General features: G+C 72.7%; 14 protein-coding genes. 6 read left to right on the plus strand and 8 right to left on the minus strand.

Features of this window, described 5'->3' with window-relative positions:
• Window positions 1-137 precede the first annotated feature (137 nt).
• Together ureG and L0P92_RS23645 are read left to right on the plus strand one after the other, a co-directional pair.
• Complete coding sequence (gene ureG, locus L0P92_RS23640) at window positions 138-821, plus strand: urease accessory protein UreG (RefSeq protein ID WP_234764836.1); 684 nt, start codon at window positions 138-140, stop codon at window positions 819-821.
• On the plus strand, window positions 818-1,588 hold the full coding sequence (locus L0P92_RS23645; RefSeq protein ID WP_234764837.1) for an urease accessory protein UreD: 771 nt from the start codon (window positions 818-820) through the stop codon (window positions 1,586-1,588). The genes ureG and L0P92_RS23645 overlap by 4 nt, the downstream gene beginning before the upstream one ends.
• On the opposite strand, the gene L0P92_RS23650 is transcribed toward L0P92_RS23645, so the two are convergent.
• The 6 genes from L0P92_RS23650 to L0P92_RS23675 all read right to left on the minus strand — a co-directional run bounded on the left by L0P92_RS23650 (window position 1,581) and on the right by L0P92_RS23675 (window position 9,319).
• On the minus strand, window positions 1,581-2,306 hold the full coding sequence (locus tag L0P92_RS23650; RefSeq protein ID WP_234764838.1) for a lysophospholipid acyltransferase family protein: 726 nt from the start codon (window positions 2,304-2,306) through the stop codon (window positions 1,581-1,583). The two genes, L0P92_RS23645 and L0P92_RS23650, sit on opposite strands and share 8 nt — an antisense overlap.
• A gap of 362 nt (window positions 2,307-2,668) precedes the next feature.
• On the minus strand, window positions 2,669-3,901 hold the full coding sequence (locus tag L0P92_RS23655; RefSeq protein ID WP_234764839.1) for a PP2C family protein-serine/threonine phosphatase: 1,233 nt from the start codon (window positions 3,899-3,901) through the stop codon (window positions 2,669-2,671).
• Window positions 3,902-3,995: 94 nt separating this feature from the next.
• Window positions 3,996-6,455: a SpoIIE family protein phosphatase gene (locus L0P92_RS23660; protein ID WP_234764841.1), complete on the minus strand. Its 2,460-nt coding sequence runs from the start codon at window positions 6,453-6,455 to the stop codon at window positions 3,996-3,998.
• Between the two features lie 201 nt (window positions 6,456-6,656).
• Window positions 6,657-7,874, minus strand: a complete 1,218-nt coding sequence (rocD, locus tag L0P92_RS23665; RefSeq protein ID WP_234764842.1) for an ornithine--oxo-acid transaminase — start codon at window positions 7,872-7,874, stop codon at window positions 6,657-6,659.
• A complete protein-coding gene (ddaH, locus tag L0P92_RS23670) occupies window positions 7,871-8,680 on the minus strand; it encodes a dimethylargininase (protein WP_234764847.1) in 810 nt (269 codons plus the stop codon). The genes rocD and ddaH overlap by 4 nt, the downstream gene beginning before the upstream one ends.
• Before the next feature lie 123 nt (window positions 8,681-8,803).
• Window positions 8,804-9,319 (minus strand): Lrp/AsnC family transcriptional regulator, encoded by a 516-nt coding sequence (locus L0P92_RS23675; protein WP_234764848.1) that lies wholly within the window; start codon window positions 9,317-9,319, stop codon window positions 8,804-8,806.
• A gap of 89 nt (window positions 9,320-9,408) precedes the next feature.
• On the opposite strand from L0P92_RS23675, the gene L0P92_RS23680 reads away from it, so the two are divergent.
• The 4 genes from L0P92_RS23680 to L0P92_RS23695 are packed head-to-tail and all read left to right on the plus strand — an operon-like array spanning window position 9,409 to window position 13,480.
• Window positions 9,409-10,173 (plus strand): LytR/AlgR family response regulator transcription factor, encoded by a 765-nt coding sequence (locus L0P92_RS23680; protein ID WP_234764849.1) that lies wholly within the window; start codon window positions 9,409-9,411, stop codon window positions 10,171-10,173.
• A gap of 2 nt (window positions 10,174-10,175) precedes the next feature.
• Complete coding sequence (locus tag L0P92_RS23685; protein WP_217214089.1) at window positions 10,176-10,535, plus strand: hypothetical protein; 360 nt, start codon at window positions 10,176-10,178, stop codon at window positions 10,533-10,535.
• A gap of 21 nt (window positions 10,536-10,556) precedes the next feature.
• Window positions 10,557-12,269, plus strand: coding sequence for a sodium/solute symporter (locus L0P92_RS23690; protein ID WP_234764850.1), 1,713 nt, complete (start codon window positions 10,557-10,559; stop codon window positions 12,267-12,269).
• Complete coding sequence (locus L0P92_RS23695; protein ID WP_234764851.1) at window positions 12,266-13,480, plus strand: sensor histidine kinase; 1,215 nt, start codon at window positions 12,266-12,268, stop codon at window positions 13,478-13,480. Before L0P92_RS23690 ends, L0P92_RS23695 begins: the two co-directional genes overlap by 4 nt.
• A gap of 28 nt (window positions 13,481-13,508) precedes the next feature.
• On the opposite strand, the gene L0P92_RS23700 is transcribed toward L0P92_RS23695, so the two are convergent.
• Both L0P92_RS23700 and L0P92_RS23705 read right to left on the minus strand, forming a co-directional pair.
• On the minus strand, window positions 13,509-13,706 hold the full coding sequence (locus L0P92_RS23700) for a hypothetical protein (RefSeq protein ID WP_234764852.1): 198 nt from the start codon (window positions 13,704-13,706) through the stop codon (window positions 13,509-13,511).
• 13 nt (window positions 13,707-13,719) lie between these two features.
• A complete protein-coding gene (locus tag L0P92_RS23705) occupies window positions 13,720-15,498 on the minus strand; it encodes a serine/threonine-protein kinase (RefSeq protein ID WP_234764854.1) in 1,779 nt (592 codons plus the stop codon).
• Between the last annotated feature and the right edge of the window lie 158 nt (window positions 15,499-15,656).

The following is a 15,656-nucleotide window of genomic DNA, read 5'->3' on the forward strand; positions in this document are numbered from 1 at the left end:
ATCCCTGAAGGGGCTCCGCCCCTTCGACCCCGCTGGGGGCTGCCGCCCCCAGACCCCCGCTGTCGGCCCTTCGGGCCTCGTCCTCAAACGCCGGACGGGCTGAAGAGAGCCGGGCTGAAAATGATTGGAGCCGCTCTATGCATCTCGACCACTCTCACACCCACGACGGTACCTCCGCCGTCAGTGCCGACGCGCACCGTCCCGACGGCTCGCGTCGCGCCCTGCGTGTCGGACTTGGCGGGCCCGTCGGGTCCGGTAAGACCGCCACCGTCGCCGCGCTGTGCCGTGCGCTGCGGGACGAGTTGTCCCTCGCCGTCGTCACGAACGACATCTATACGCGTGAGGACGCCGAGTTCCTGCTGCGGGAGGCCGTGTTGCCGCCCGAGCGGATCACGGCCGTGGAGACGGGGGCCTGTCCGCACACGGCGATCCGGGACGACATCTCCGCGAACCTCGAGGCGGTCGAGGATCTGGAGGACGAGGTCGGTCCGCTGGATCTCATCCTCGTCGAGTCCGGTGGGGACAATCTCACGGCCACCTTCTCCAAGGGGCTCGTGGACGCGCAGATCTTCGTGATCGACGTGGCCGGCGGGGACGACATCCCGCGCAAGGGCGGACCGGGGGTCACCACGGCCGACCTGCTCGTCGTCAACAAGACCGACCTCGCGCCGTACGTCGGTTCCGACCTGGCGCGGATGGCGGCCGACGCCAAGGCGCAGCGGGCCGAACTGCCGGTCGTGTTCCAGTCGCTCAGGGGCGAGCCGGGAGTCCGGGACGTCGCCGACTGGGTGCGGGCCCGGCTCGCGGACTGGACGGCATGACCGTGACCGGAGGCGTACGGGCGCTCGCGCGGATCGTCGCCCGGGACGACGGGCGGGGCGGCACCGCGCTGCCCGTACTCGACGGCGAAGGGCCGCTGGCGCTGCGACGGACCCGGGGGAGTGGCGCCGAGGCCCGGGTCGTGCTCGTCGGCGCGATGAGCGGGCCCCTCGGCGGCGACCACTTCACCGTGGAGGCCGACGTGGAGACCGGCGCCCGGCTGCGCCTCGGGTCGGCCGCCGCCACCATCGCGCTTCCGGGGCAGAGCAAGGGCGAGGCCCGCTACGACGTACGGCTGTCGGTGGCCGACGGGGCCGAACTGCACTGGCTGCCCGAGCAGTTGATCTCCGCCCGGGGCAGCGATCTCTACGTCACGACACGCGTCGACGTCGGTGCGGCCGGCCGGCTCGTACTGCGCGAGGAACAGGTGCTCGGGCGGGTGGGCGAGGAGCCGGGGCGGCTCACCAGCCGCCTCCGCGTGCGGGTGGCCGATCGTGTCGTCCTCGACCAGGAACTCGCCTGCGGCCCCGGCGCGCCGGGCGGCTGGGACGGGGCCGCCGGGCTCGGCGGACACCGGGCCGTCGGTCAACTCGTCGTCGTACGGCCCGAGTTCGCCGACGCCCCGGTGACGGCCCGGGTGCTGGGGGACCACGCCGCGCTGATGCCCCTCGCCGGGCCCGCCGCACTGGTGAGTGCGGTCGCACCGGACGCACTGCGGCTGCGCCGGCTGCTCGACGAGGCGCTGGCGTCCCTCGACTCCGTCAACTGATCGGCATCCGCGGGAACTTGCGTTCCTTCTCCACCTTGGCCGCGGCCTCCTCCGCCTTGGCGACGGCCGCGTACTGGTCGACGTACTCCTGCTCGGACAGGGACAGGATGGCGTACATGATCTCGTCGGTGACCGCGCGCAGGATCGCCTTCTCGTTCTCCATGCCGGCGTAGCGGGAGAAGTCGAGGGGCTTGCCGAAGCGGATGGTGACCGGGTGGATGTTGGGGATGACCTTGCCGGGTGGCTGGGCCTCGAAGGTGCCGATCATCGCGCAGGGGATGACCGGGACCTGGGCCTTGAGGGCCATCACCGCGACGCCGACCTTGCCCTTGTACAGGCGGCCGTCGTGCGAGCGGGTGCCCTCCGGATAGATGCCGAGGAGCTCGTCCTTGCTCAGCACGCCGAGGCCCTCACGGATCGCGGCCTGGCCCGCCTCCTTGCCCGTGCGGTCGACGGGGATCTGACCGGCGCTGCGGAAGAACGCCGCGGTCAGCCGGCCCTTGAGACCCGGGCCGGTGAAGTACTCCTTCTTCGCGAGGAAGGTGATGCGCCGCTTGAGCATCGCCGGCATCAGGAAGTGGTCGGAGAACGACAGGTGGTTGCCGGCGACGATGGCCGCGCCCGTCGCCGGTACGTGCTCAAGGCCTTCTATTCGGGGCCGGAAAACCAGTCTCAGCAGAGGTCCCAACAACACGTATTTCAGTACGTAGTAGAACAAGAGGGTCGCTCCTCACTCCGGCGGATTCAACTCCGACCGCCGCGTTCTGGCAGGTCAACCGGCGTGCCGTGGGGCTGCCAGTGTAGGCGCAGGCGGGACAGGCCGGAACAGGGTCGGGTCGGACGTGTGCCGCCCGTGGCGCTTTCCTGACCGGATGTCAGGAGGCAGGTGGGCGAGGTGGTTCGCGGGTGGGGAGGGGCCGCCGGACCAGCCTGGTGTCCGGTGTCGATGCGCGGCAACCCGGTCGTGCGGTTTGGCGTGATCGTGATTGCCCCGTGGCAGGGCGGCCGCCCTTGCGGGGAGTCGTCGCGTCTGCTCGTTCGGCACCACCCGCCTCGGCCCGTACTGGCTCGTCACCCCCGTCATAGCCGCACGATGATCAGGGCCGTGTCGTCCGTCGCGCCGCCCGGGGGCAGCAGCTCCAGCAGGACGGCGTCGGCGAGGGTCTCGGGATCGGACGCGCGATGGCGGACCAGGGAGTCGGCCAGGCGGCTCAGTCCCGTGTCGATGTCCTCGCGGCGGCGTTCGATCAGGCCGTCGGTGTACAGGGCGAGCGTGGCGCCGTCGGTGTACGTGGTGACGGCCTGCGGTCTCGGGATCGGGTCGGGGCGCGCGTCCAGCGGGGTGTCGGTGGCCTTGTCGAGGAACTCCACACCGCCGTCGGCGTGGACGAGGACGGGCGGCGGGTGGCCGGCGCTGCTGTAGGCGATCGTGCGGGCGTCGAAGTCGATGAACGTCGTGACCACGGTGGCCGATTCGGCGCCGTCGACGACATGGGCGTACCGCCCCAGCACGTCCAGCGCCTGCGCCGGGCCGTCCGCGACACGAGAGGTGGCGCTGAGCGCGCTGCGCAGCTGGCCCATCACGCCGGCCGCCTCCAGGCCGTGCCCGACCACGTCGCCCACGGAGACGCCGACGCGGTTGCCGCCCACCAGGTCGATCAGGTCGTACCAGTCGCCGCACACGTTCAGCGCGCCGACCGCGGGCCGGTAGCGTACGGCGGCCCGGTGGTCGTGCACCTGCCTGCGGGCGGGCAGCATCGCCTCCTGGAGGGCGAGGGCCACCTCCCGCTCACGGGCGTGCGCCTGCCGCAGCCGGTCGTTGAGCTCCTGCAGCTCGCGGGCACGGGTGTACAGCTCGGCCTCCAGCACCCGCGCCCGGCTGTCACCGCCCGCGCCGCCGCGCAGATGGATGAGCTCGGTGACCTCCTCGACCCGGTGCAGGACGAACGCCACCCGCCCGTCGGGACCGAGGACCGGCGCGTTGATCGGGCTCCAGTAGCGCTCCTCCCAGTGGCCGGGGCGCGTGGGGTCCTCCACGTCGTAGCGCTGGAGCGCCATCGTGTCGCGCTCGCCGGTGTCCACCACGCGCAGCATCGACGCCCGCACGTCGCGCATGCCGGTGGCGGCGGGGTCGTTGGGGTTGTCGGGGAAGACGTCGAAGATGTACCGGCCCAGCAGTTCGGCGCGGCTGCGGCCGGACAGGCGCTGGAAGTCCTCGTTGGCGTCGGCGTAGAGCAGCTCCGGGGTCAGCAGCGCCACCATCCCGGGCAGGCTCTGGAACACCGCCTCGTAGTCGATCGCCTTCTCGTCCATGGCTCTCGCTCCCGCCTCACCACCGGGATCCGACCCGTTTCCCGCGCTGTACGACGTATGTACCGATGTACTACATCTCCTCCGATCCGGCAGGTCAGGGCGACGGATCCGTCAGTGACTGCTCGGCCCAGATGATCTTCCCCTCGGGGACGAAACGCGTGCCCCAGCGCTGGGTGACCTGGGAGACCAGCAGCAGTCCGCGCCCGCCCTCGTCGGTGGTGCGCGGATGGCGCAGGTGCGGGGCGGTGGCGCCGCCGTCGAAGACCTCACAGATCAGCGCGCGCTCCCTGATCAGCCGTAGCCGGATGGGCCCGGTGGCGTACCGGATGGCGTTGGTGACCAGCTCGCTGACGACGAGTTCCGTCGTGAAGGCCAGCTCCTCCAGACCCCACTCCGTCAGCATCCGCGCGGCCGTCTTCCGGGCGTCGGCGACCGCGGCCGGGTCGGACGGCAGGTCCCAGTCCGCGACCTGCTCGGTGCCGAGGAGTCGGGTGCGTGCCATCAGCAGGGCCACGTCGTCGTGCGGGCGGTCCGGGGTCAGGGCGTCGACCACCGTCCGGCAGTGCAGGTCGAGGGAGGCCGTCTGCCCCGCCAGCGCCCGCCGCAGCCGGTCCCGGTCGGCGTCCACGGCCCAGTCGGGCCCGTGCGCCAGCAGACCGTCGGTGTGCAGGGCGAGCGTGCTGCCCGCCGCCAGGGCCAGCTCGACGGACTCGTACGGGGGGCCGCCCACGCCGAGCGACGCGCCCTGCGGCAGATCGACGAAGGTGACGCCGCCGTCGGGCAGCACGACGGCCGGCGCCGGATGGCCCGCGGCCGCCATGGTGCACTGTCCGTCGACCGGGTCGTAGACGACGTACACGCACCCCGACCCCACGGACTGGGCGACGGCGGCCTCCTCCTCGTCCGTCTGCACGCCCTCCTCCTGGGCCGAGCGCGCGACCAGGTCGTCCAGATGGGCCAGCACCTCCTCGGGCGGCAGGTCCAGCAGCGCGAGGGTCCGTACGGCCGTCCGCAGCCGCCCCATCGCCGCTGCGGCGTCGATGCCGTGCCCGGGCACCTCGCCCACCACCAGGGCGACACGGGCGCCGGACAGCGGGATGACGTCGTACCAGTCGCCGCCCAGGCCGGTCAGCTCGTCGGCCGGCCGATAGCAGGCGGACACCTCGAGCGCGTCCTGCTCGGGCAGCCGGTGCGGCAGCAGACTGCGCTGCAGGACGAGGGCGGCGTCGCGTTCGCGGGTGTAGCGCCGGGCGTTGTCGACACAGACCGCGGCCCGTGAGACGAGGTCCTCGGCGAGGTTCAGGTCGTCCTCCTCGAACGGCTCCTGGCGGTGGCGCCGGAAGAAGGTGGTGACGCCGAGGGTGACGCCCCGCGCGCGGATCGGCACGATCATCACGCTGTGCAGGCCCAGTTCCAGGAAGATGGCGGCCCGCCCGCCGCGCGCGTGCTCGGCCCAGGCCTCGCCGAGCGGGTCCAGCCGCTCCTCGCGCCAGGACTGCGCCGTCCTCAGGCAGCGGATCGGCGGCGACCCCGCCGGATACGTGACCACGTCGCCGATGTCGAGGACGGCCTCCGGCACGCTCCGGGTGACCGAACGCTGCCCCGCGCGGCGCAGCGGCACCCAGGCCGTGTCGCTCAGCGGCCCGGCCGTCGGCTCCCCGCCCCGCAGCACCGACTCCAGCAGGTCCACGGTGACCAGGTCGGCGAGTCCCGGTACGGCCACGTCGGCCAGCTCCTGGGCGGTGCGCGTGATGTCGAGCGTACGGCCGATGCGCTCACCGGCCCGGTCGAGCAGGGCCAGCCGCTGCCGGGCGCGATGGCGGTCGGTGATGTCCTCCACCGTGTAGTACACGCCGGTCGGGTGGCCGTCGCCGTCGTCGATCCGGGTGAACGACATCATGTGGGCGGTCTCGCGCAGCGGGGCGGAGCGTGCGTGCCCCACGTGCTCGTAGCCGACGATCGGTTCGCCCGTCGCCAGCACCTGACGCATCTGCGCCTCGATGGACTCGGCGTCCAGGCCGGGCTGGATGTCCGCGAGGCGCAGTCCGAGCCGGTTGGTCGGAGGGCCGCCGCCGTACTGGGCGAGGGCCGCGTTCGACCACACGTAGCGCAGGTCCGTGTCGACGATGGCTATCCCGACGGGGGAGCGGGCGACCATCTGCTCCAGCGTGGCGCGGCTCATGTCCCAGCCGGGCGCGTCCGCGAGCTCCGACAGCAGCACGAGCCAACGCGCCGGGCCCCGGGCGTCGAGGGCCGAGGTGATCCGCACCATGAGCCGGACCGGGCGGCCGTCCCGGTGCCGGGCGGTCAGCAGCCCGGCCCAGCCGCCGTCCCTGCCGCACCGCTCGATCAGCTCGGGCACCCTTTCCGCGTCCTCGGCACTCAGCAAGGCGGCCAGGCCCTTGCCGACCGTCTCGGGCGCCGCGTACGCCAGCAGCCGCTCCGCGTTCCTGGTCCACGCCGTCACCAGACCCTGCGCGTCGAGCAGCACAGGCGCGGCGTCCGCCACGTCGAACCGCTGCCCGGCAACGCCCCGCTCCTCGTGTGTGCCCACGGCCGACCTCTCTGTCGCTGAGAGCGGTCTACCACCTCTTGTCCCCATCTTCACCCTTCCGGGGACCACTGCCTCTTTGTGGGGGGCCGGGAGTGGGGGAGGCGGTGGCTACGCCGGGCAACGGTGCGGGGCCGACCGGCTCGCGGAAACGTCGGCGGCCCGGCCCCCACCCTTCCGGGAGCCGGGCCGCCGACACCGGCGCTACGCCAGTACCTTCTCCAGCGCCCCCAGCGCCCCCGTCAGCTCCTCCGCCGTGATCGTCAGCGGTGGTGCCAGACGGATGGTGGAGCCGTGGGTGTCCTTCACCAGGACGCCCTCGCGCATCAGGCGTTCGCCGATCTCGCGGCCCGTGCCGACCGCCGGGTCGATGTCGACGCCCGCCCACAGGCCCCGCGCGCGGAAACCGACGACGCCCCGGCCGAGCAGCGCCGACAGGCCGCCGCGCAGCACCACGCCCAGCTCGGCCGCCCGGCGCTGGAACTCGCCCGTCTCCAGCAGCTCGACCACGGCCGTGCCGACCGCGGCGGCCAGCGGGTTGCCGCCGAACGTCGAGCCGTGTTCGCCCGGCCGCAGCACGCCGAGCACCTCACGGCGGGCCACCACCGCCGACACCGGCACGATGCCGCCGCCCAGCGCCTTGCCGAGCAGCAGCATGTCCGGGACGACCGAATCGTGCTCGACGGCGAGCGTGCGCCCCGTGCGGCCGAGGCCCGACTGGATCTCGTCCGCGATGAACAGGCAGCCCTTGCGGCGGGTCAGCTCGCGGACGCCGGCCAGATAGCCCTCGTCGGGGATCAGGACCCCCGCCTCGCCCTGGATCGGCTCCAGCAGCACCGCCGCCGTCGTCTCGTCGACCGCCGCCTCCAGCGCCGCCAGGTCGTTGTACGGCACGATCCGGAAGCCCGGCGTGAACGGGCCGAAGCCCTGCCGCGCCGTCTCGTCCGTGGAGAACGACACGATCGTCGTCGTACGGCCGTGGAAGTTGTCCGCCGCGACCACGATCGTCGCCTGATCGGCCGGGACGCCCTTCACCTCGTACGCCCACTTGCGGGCCACCTTGATGCCGCTCTCCACCGCCTCGGCGCCGGTGTTCATCGGCAGCACCATGTCCAGGCCGGTCAGCGCGGCCAGCCGCTCGGCGAACTCCGCGAGCCGGTCGTTGTGGAACGCCCGGGACGTCAGGGTCAGCCGGTCGAGCTGGGCGTGCGCCGCCTCGACCAGCGCCGGATGGCGGTGGCCGAAGTTGAGCGCCGAGTAGCCGGCCAGCATGTCGAGGTAGCGGTTGCCCTCGACGTCCTCCACCCAGGTGCCCTCGGCACGGGCGACGACCACGGGCAGCGGGTGGTAGTTGTGCGCCAGGACCGGTTCCTCGGCGCGGATCAGATCGGCGGACGAACGGGTCTGCGCGGGCGCGGTCATGAGCGGATCTCCTGGGTGCAGCACTTGATGCCGCCGCCGGCCTTGCGGAACTCCGACAGGTCGACGGGGACGGGGACATAGCCGCGTTCGTCCAGCCGGGCCGCGAGGGCCTCGGCCTGCGGTGCGATGAAGACATGGCGGCCGTCGGACACGGAGTTCAGGCCGAAGGCGGACGCGTCGTCGCGGGTGGCGAGCACCGCGTCCGGGTACAGCCGCGCGAGCACCTCACGGCTGCCCGGCGAGAACGCCTCCGGGTAGTAGGCGATGTTGTCGTCCAGCACGAACAGCGCCGTGTCCAGGTGGTAGAAGTACGGATCCACCAGCGTCAGGCTGATCACCGGGTGGCCGAAGAACTCCTGCACCTCGCGGTGCGCCTCCCGGGTCGTACGGAATCCGGTGCCGGCCAGGACGTACCGGCCGGTCCAGACGAGGTCGCCCTCGCCCTCGCACACCGACTCGGGCCGGTACACGTCGAAGCCCGCCGTCTTGAACCACGTCTCGTAGTGCGTGGACTCCGGGCGGCGCTCGGGCGCGTGGAACAGGGAGCCGAAGACGCGGCCGCCGACGACGACCGCCGAGTTCGCGGCGAACACCATGTCGGGGAGACCGGCGACCGGCTCCAGCGTGTCGACCGAGTGGCCGTGGGAACGGTAGGCGCGGATCAGCGCCTGCCACTGCTCCTGGGCCAGATCGACGTCCACCCGGACGTCGGGCTGCATCCAGGGGTTGATCGCGTACTGCACGGCGAAATGTCTGGGTTCGCAGACCAGGAAGCGCCGCCGGCGCGGCACACGGGTTTCGGGCACAGAGGGGTTCCTCCGCTTCCTACGGTGTTGATGAGGATTGACACCAAGGTAAGAAAGCGGGCTGACGAGCGACAAGAAACAAGAATTGCGTGTCCCCGCAGGAATGCTGCGTCTTCGTCCGGTTCAGCGCACGTCTGCTGCGTCAATGGGGCCGGCTGTCGGGACGGGCTGGCTCGCGCCCGCCTCCGGACTCTCCGGGATGAGATGGGACAGCACCATCACACTGATCGTCTTGCGGATGAACGGCTCGACCCGGATCCGCTCCAGCACCTCCTCGAAGTGCTCCACGTCCCGCGCCCGCACATGCAGCAGCGCGTCCGCGCCCCCGGTCACCGTCATCGCCGCGGTGATCTCCGGATGGTTGCGGACCACCTCCGCCAGCCGCCGCGGCGGGGCCGCGCCCTCGCAGTACACCTCGACGTACGCCTCCGTCCGCCAGCCCAGCGCCGACGGCTTGACCGTGGCCGTGAACCCGGTGATCACGCCCGTGTCGCGCAGCCGGTCCACGCGCCGCTTCACCGCCGTCGCGGACAGCCCGACGCTCGTGCCGATCTCCGCGAAGCTCGTCCTGGCGTTCGCCATCAGAGCGGTGATGATCTTCCGGTCGAGTTCGTCGAAGGACGCCGCGCCGCTGTTCATGAGGGCACTGTAAGCGGCCCTGCACCCAGCGCGAACGCGCACCGGGAGCACATGTCCAAGCGTGCGAATTACTCCTACACTCCGGATTCATGCTGCGCGCCCTCGCCGTCGACGACGAACGCCCCTCGCTGGAGGAGCTGCTCTACCTCCTGCACGCCGACCCCCGCATCGGCAGCGCGGAGGGCGCCGGCGACGCCACCGAGGCGCTGCGCCGCATCAACCGCGCCCTGGAGTCGGGGCCCGGCGGACCCGAGGCGATCGACGTCGTCTTCCTCGACATCAACATGCCCGGCCTCGACGGACTGGACCTGGCCCGGCTGCTCACCGGCTTCGCCACACCGCCGCTGGTCGTGTTCGTCACCGCCCACGAGGACTTCGCCGTCCAGGCCTTCGACCTCAAGGCCGTCGACTACGTACTCAAACCGGTCCGCAAGGAACGGCTCGCCGAGGCGGTCCGCCGCGCCGTCGAACTGCGCGCCACCGCCCAGCGCGACGCCACGCCCCGCATACCCGTCAGCGAGCCCGACCCCGACCACATACCCGTGGAGCTCGGCGGCGTGACCCGCTTCGTCGCCGTCGACGACATCACCCACGTCGAGGCCCAGGGCGACTACGCCCGCCTGCACACCGACAAGGGCAGCCACCTCGTCCGCATCCCCCTGTCCACCCTGGAGGAGCGCTGGCGCTCACGCGGGTTCGTCCGCATCCACCGCCGCCACCTCGTCGCCCTGCGCCACATCGGCGAACTCCGCCTGGACGCGGGCTCCGTCAGCGTCATGGTCGGCGCCGAGGAACTCCAGGTCAGCCGGCGCCACGCCCGCGAACTGCGGGACCTGCTCATGCGGAGGTCGTGACGATGCCCCAGAACCCCGCCGACCGCCGCGTCGTCGTCACCGGCCCGCCCCGGCAGGCCCGCCGCGTCTCCGGCTACTACCGCCCCCGAACCGAGATCGACGAACAGACCACCCTCGGCCACACCTACGTCCGCTCCCTGATGCGCACCCAACTGCGCACCGCCCTCGCCGTGTTCGCCGTCCTCGGCCTCCTCGTCGGCCCGCTGCCCCTGCTCTTCGCGGCCATGCCCGACGCCCAGCACCTGGTCTGGGCGATCCTCGGCTTCGGTCTCTACGCCCCACTGGTCCTGCTGGCCCGCTGGTTCGTACGCCGCGCCGAGCGCAACGAACGGGACTTCGTACGGCTCGTCGAAGACCGTTGAGGCAGAGGAACCAACAGGGCCGTGAACTCCAGCTACGCCGTCCCCGCCGTCGCCCTCGTCGTCCTCGCGACCGTCCTCGTCGGCGCCTTCGGGCTGCGCATCTCCCGCACCACCTCCGACTTCTACGTCGCCTCCCGCACCGTCGGCCCCCGCCTCAACGCCGCCGCGATCAGCGGCGAGTACCTGTCCGCCGCCTCCTTCCTCGGCATCGCCGGCCTGGTCCTCGTCCAGGGCCCGGACATGCTCTGGTACCCGGTCGGCTACACCGCCGGATACCTGGTCCTGCTGCTGTTCGTCGCCGCCCCGCTGCGCCGCTCCGGCGCCTACACACTCCCCGACTTCGCCGAGGCCCGCCTCTCCTCGCAGGCCGTACGACGGCTCGCGGGCGCCTTCGTCGTCGGCACCGGCTGGCTGTACCTGCTGCCCCAGCTCCAGGGCGCCGGACTGACACTGACCGTGCTGACGAACGCGCCCGACTGGCTCGGCGGAGTCATCGTCGCCGTCGTCGTGGTCGCCATCGTCGCCGCCGGCGGCATGCGCAGCATCACCTTCGTCCAGGCCTTCCAGTACTGGCTCAAGCTCACCGCCCTGCTCGTCCCCGCCCTCTTCCTGATCCTCGCCTGGCAGGGCGACGGCGCCCCCCGCCACGCCTTCGACGAACCGGCGACGTTCCGCGAACAGAGCGCGGTCCGCGTCGACGACACCCTCGACCTCAAACTCGACCGCGCCCTGACCGTCACCGTCACCGGCACCGTCGACGGCCGCGCGCACGAGGACGACAAGATCAGCCTCCCCGCCGGCACCCACCACATCGAGTCCGGCACCCGCCTCACCTTCGACCAGGGCGCCCCCGTCCCCGAACCCGACCGCGGCAGCGGCGGCAGCCTCTCGCCCTCGCAGGCCGAGAACCGCGGCGAACGCCCGCTGTACGCCACGTACGGACTGATCCTCGCCACCTTCCTCGGCACCATGGGCCTGCCGCACGTCGTCGTCCGCTTCTACACCAGCCCGCACGGCGTCGCCGCCCGCCGCACCACCGTCGCCGTCCTCGGCCTGATCGGCGCCTTCTACCTGCTGCCCCCGGTCTACGGCGCCCTCGGCCGCCTCTACGCCCCCGAACTCACCCTCGCCGGAGACGCCGACGCCGCCGTCCTGCTGCTGCCCGAGCGAATGATCGGCGGCCTCGGCGGCGACCTGCTCGGCGCGCTGGTCGCGGGCGGCGCCTTCGCCGCGTTCCTGTCCACGGCCTCGGGCCTGACCATGGCCGTCGCGGGCGTCCTCACCCAGGACGTCCTGCCGTCCCGGGGCGTACGGCACTTCCGGCTCGGCACCGTCCTCGCCATGGCCGTCCCGCTCGCCGCGAGCGCCCTGGTCGGCGGCCTCCCCGTCGCCGACGCGGTCGGCCTCGCCTTCGCCGTGTCGGCGTCCTCCTTCTGCCCGCTGCTCGTCCTCGGCATCTGGTGGCGCCGGCTCACCCCGCCCGGCGCCGCCGCCGGAATGCTGGTCGGCGGCGGCTCGGCGCTGCTCGCCGTCGCGGCGACGATGGCCGGCTTCCCGGGCTCCGGAGCCCTGCACGCGCTGCTCGCCTGGCCCGCGCTCTGGTCGGTGCCGCTGGGCTTCCTCACCATGATCCTGGTGTCGCTTGCCACCCCTGGCCGGGTCCCGGCCGGGACGGCGGCGATCCTGGCCCGGTTCCACCTGCCCGAGGAACTGCGCGCGGAGGTGAAGGCATGAGCGGATTCATCGCGGGCCTGTGCGTGGCGATCCTCCCGCTGCTCGCCGCCGGCTTCTGGCTCGGCCGGCGCACCGCCCGCCCCGAGAACCTCGGCGGCCTCGGCACCCCCGTCGAGCACGCCACCTTCGAGACCCTGCACACCGCCTCGCTCGCCGCACCCCCGCTCAGGGCGGGCCTCACCGAGGAGACGGCCCGCAAGTCGGCCCGCAGACTCCGCTCACTGCTCGGCACGGACGCGCTGTGCCTCACCGACCAGAAGGACGTCCTGGTCTGGGACGGCGCCGGCGGACATCACCGTACGCAGATCATGGAACTCCTCGTCGGCCCCCTGGAGTCGGGCCGCGGCGAGGCCTTCCCGCTCACCTGCGACACCCCCGACTGCCCGGTGCGCTGGGCCGTGGTCGCCCCGCTCACCGTCGACGACCGCGTCCACGGCGCCCTCGTCGCCTGCGCGCCCCGCGAGTCGGCGGTCCTCGTGCGCGCGGCCGGCGAGGTGGCCCGCTGGGTCTCCGTCCAGCTGGAACTGGCCGACCTCGACCAGTCCCGCACCCGCCTGATCGAGGCCGAGATCAAGGCGCTGCGCGCCCAGATCTCCCCGCACTTCATCTTCAACTCGCTCGCCGTGATCGCCAGCTTCGTCCGCACCGACCCCGAGCGCGCCCGCGAACTGCTCCTGGAATTCGCCGACTTCACCCGCTACTCCTTCCGCAGGCACGGCGACTTCACCACCCTCGCCGACGAACTCCACGCCATCGACCACTACCTGGCGCTCGTACGGGCACGCTTCGGCGACCGCCTCTCCGTCACCCTCCAGATCGCCCCGGAGGTACTGCCGGTCGCCCTGCCCTTCCTGTGCCTCCAGCCGCTCGTCGAGAACGCCGTCAAACACGGCCTGGAGGGCAAGAAGGCACTGGCAGGCAAGAGCCGCATCAGCATCACCGCCCAGGACGCCGGCGCCGAGGCCCTCGTCGTCATCGAGGACGACGGCGCCGGCATGGACCCGGTCCTGCTGCGCCGCATCCTCGCCGGCGAGGTCAGCCCGTCGGGCGGCATCGGACTGTCCAACGTCGACGACCGGCTCCGGCAGGTGTACGGCGACGACTACGGCCTCGTCATCGAGACCGCCCCGGGAGCGGGCATGAAGATCACCGCCCGGCTGCCGAAGTACCAGCCGGGCGTGCACTCCGCGGGGCGGCTCAACAGCGGGTGAGACCGGCCCCGGCGTCGGGCTCCGCGGCTCAGGTGCTGCGGCTGACGACCAGTCCCAACGTGATCAGCCCCAGCACCACCCACCCGAACCACAGCCAGCCGTTGCTCCCGAGCGCCACCGTGTAGGCGGTCACCACGACGAGACCGGCGACGGTGACCACCCCCATCGCCTTGGTAGAACTGTCCGTAGACCCGCCAGACCCGCCAGAACCGCTAGAACCGGGCATCGCGACACCCTCCTCATGGTTCGTCCCCCTCCATGGTGCCCCCGTTCTGCCTCCTGACGGTGCACACGACGAAATGAGTCCCGTTCTTCCAGGACCCCTCGCTCGTCCAGGAACCCGCGGTGTACACGGAGGGATCGAACCCGTAGTCGCGCGGCGGCACCTCCCGGGCACACACGGTGTCCGACTCGGTACGTGCCTCGGTCAGCGTGACATCGGCGCCCAACCGGGTGAACCCGAGCACCTGCTCGTCGTGCCGCTCCGCGCAGGACACGAGACGGGCGTCCCGGCGCGAGCGCACGTCCAGACAGTCCCGCCGCTGCATGGTCGCCGTGTCGGCGAACGCCGACCCCGCCTTCCGGTACTCGCCCAGCGGCCCGAACACCGGCCCGTGCGCACCCAGCACCAGACAGGCGGTACGCCGCCCGGCCGCCTCGAACCCCGCCTCGGACGGTACGACGGCGAAGCTGCGCACATCCGCGAGCCGCTCGCGGACCCCCGCCGTCCGCTCCTCGCACGCCGCCGGCCCTTCCCGGCGCGCCTCGGCGGCCGACGCGGCGGCGACGAACGCCATCACCTGCCCGTCGGGCGCCTGCTCCCGGCAGCTCGGATCCAGCCGCAGCCGGGGCGTGCCCCGGAAGGCACTCGTGCCGGGCCAGTCGGCCAGCACACAGTCACCGCCCTTCAGCGGCTCCCCGAGCCCTACGGCGTCACCGTACGGCCGCCCCGACCCGCCGGGCCGGTCCGACTCCCGGGCCACGGCGTACCAGACACCGGCCCCCGCCACCGCCAGCCCGAGGAGGCCGGCGAGCACCGCGTGGAGGACGCGGGCACGGGTTCGGCCCGGCCCGTCGGGAAGCCCCAGTGGCGCCCCACCCCAGTGCGGCTGCGAACCGAGGTCCGTCCGCGTCCGCGCATACGCGTCGACCTCCGGTACGACGATCCGCGACAGCGCCGCCTCCGCCTCGGCCGCCGACATCCGCCGCGCCGGATCCTTCTCCAGCAGGGCCCGTACGACAGGCCCCAGCGCCCCGGCCCGCGCGGCCGGCCGGGGTTCCTCCATGACCACCGCGGTCACCTGGGCGAGATGCGACTCGCGGTCGAAGGGCCCCCGCCCCTCGACCGCGTGGTACAGCGTGCAGCCCAGCGAGAACAGATCGGTGGCCGGCGAGGGCGCCCCGCCCGTGACCCGCTCCGGCGCCAGATAGCCCGCCGTACCCACGAGCACCGAGGCCAGCGTGTACCGCGTCTCCCCGGCGTCCGGCTGCACCGAGATGCCGTAGTCGGCGAGCAGCACACGGCCGTACGGCGACCCGGAGCGGTCCGGCGCGAGCAGGATGTTCGCCGGCTTCACGTCCCGGTGCATGACGCCCCGCTCGTGCCCGGCGGTGAGCGCGTCCAGCACGGCGAGCCCGATGCGGGCGCACTCGGCGGGTGCCGGCGGGCCGTGCCGGTCGATGAGGTCACGCAGGTTGACGGCGCCGGCCACGTACTCCATGACGATCCACGGCAGCCCCTCGTGCTCCAGCACGTCATGGACGGTCACCACATGCGGATGCCCGCGCAGTCCCGCCGCGTGCCGGGCCTCCGCACGGGCCCGGGCCACCCTGGCCTCGCGCTCGTCCGCCTCGGCCGGGTCCCGGAACACGATCTCCTTCAGCGCGACCTCGCAGGCGAGTCTCTGGTCATGGGCCAGCCAGACATGACCCATGCCGCCACTGCCGAGCCGGTTCAGCAGCAGATAACGACCGGCGATGACCCGGCCCACTCCCGACGTCGATGATCCTGAAGGCATCCGGTGACTCCCGGGTTCTGCGGGTGCGCTGCGTGGTTGCTAGGCGGTCGTGCTCGCGGAGGGGTCCACGGCGGAGGGGGTGCCGGTCGCCGGGGCGCTGGTGGCGGGCGCCCCGGTCCCGGACGGGGGCGCGCTGCTGGTGACCGGGGTGCTGGGAG

This window comes from Streptomyces muensis, assembly GCF_021474425.1.
Lineage (GTDB): Bacteria > Actinomycetota > Actinomycetes > Streptomycetales > Streptomycetaceae > Streptomyces > Streptomyces muensis.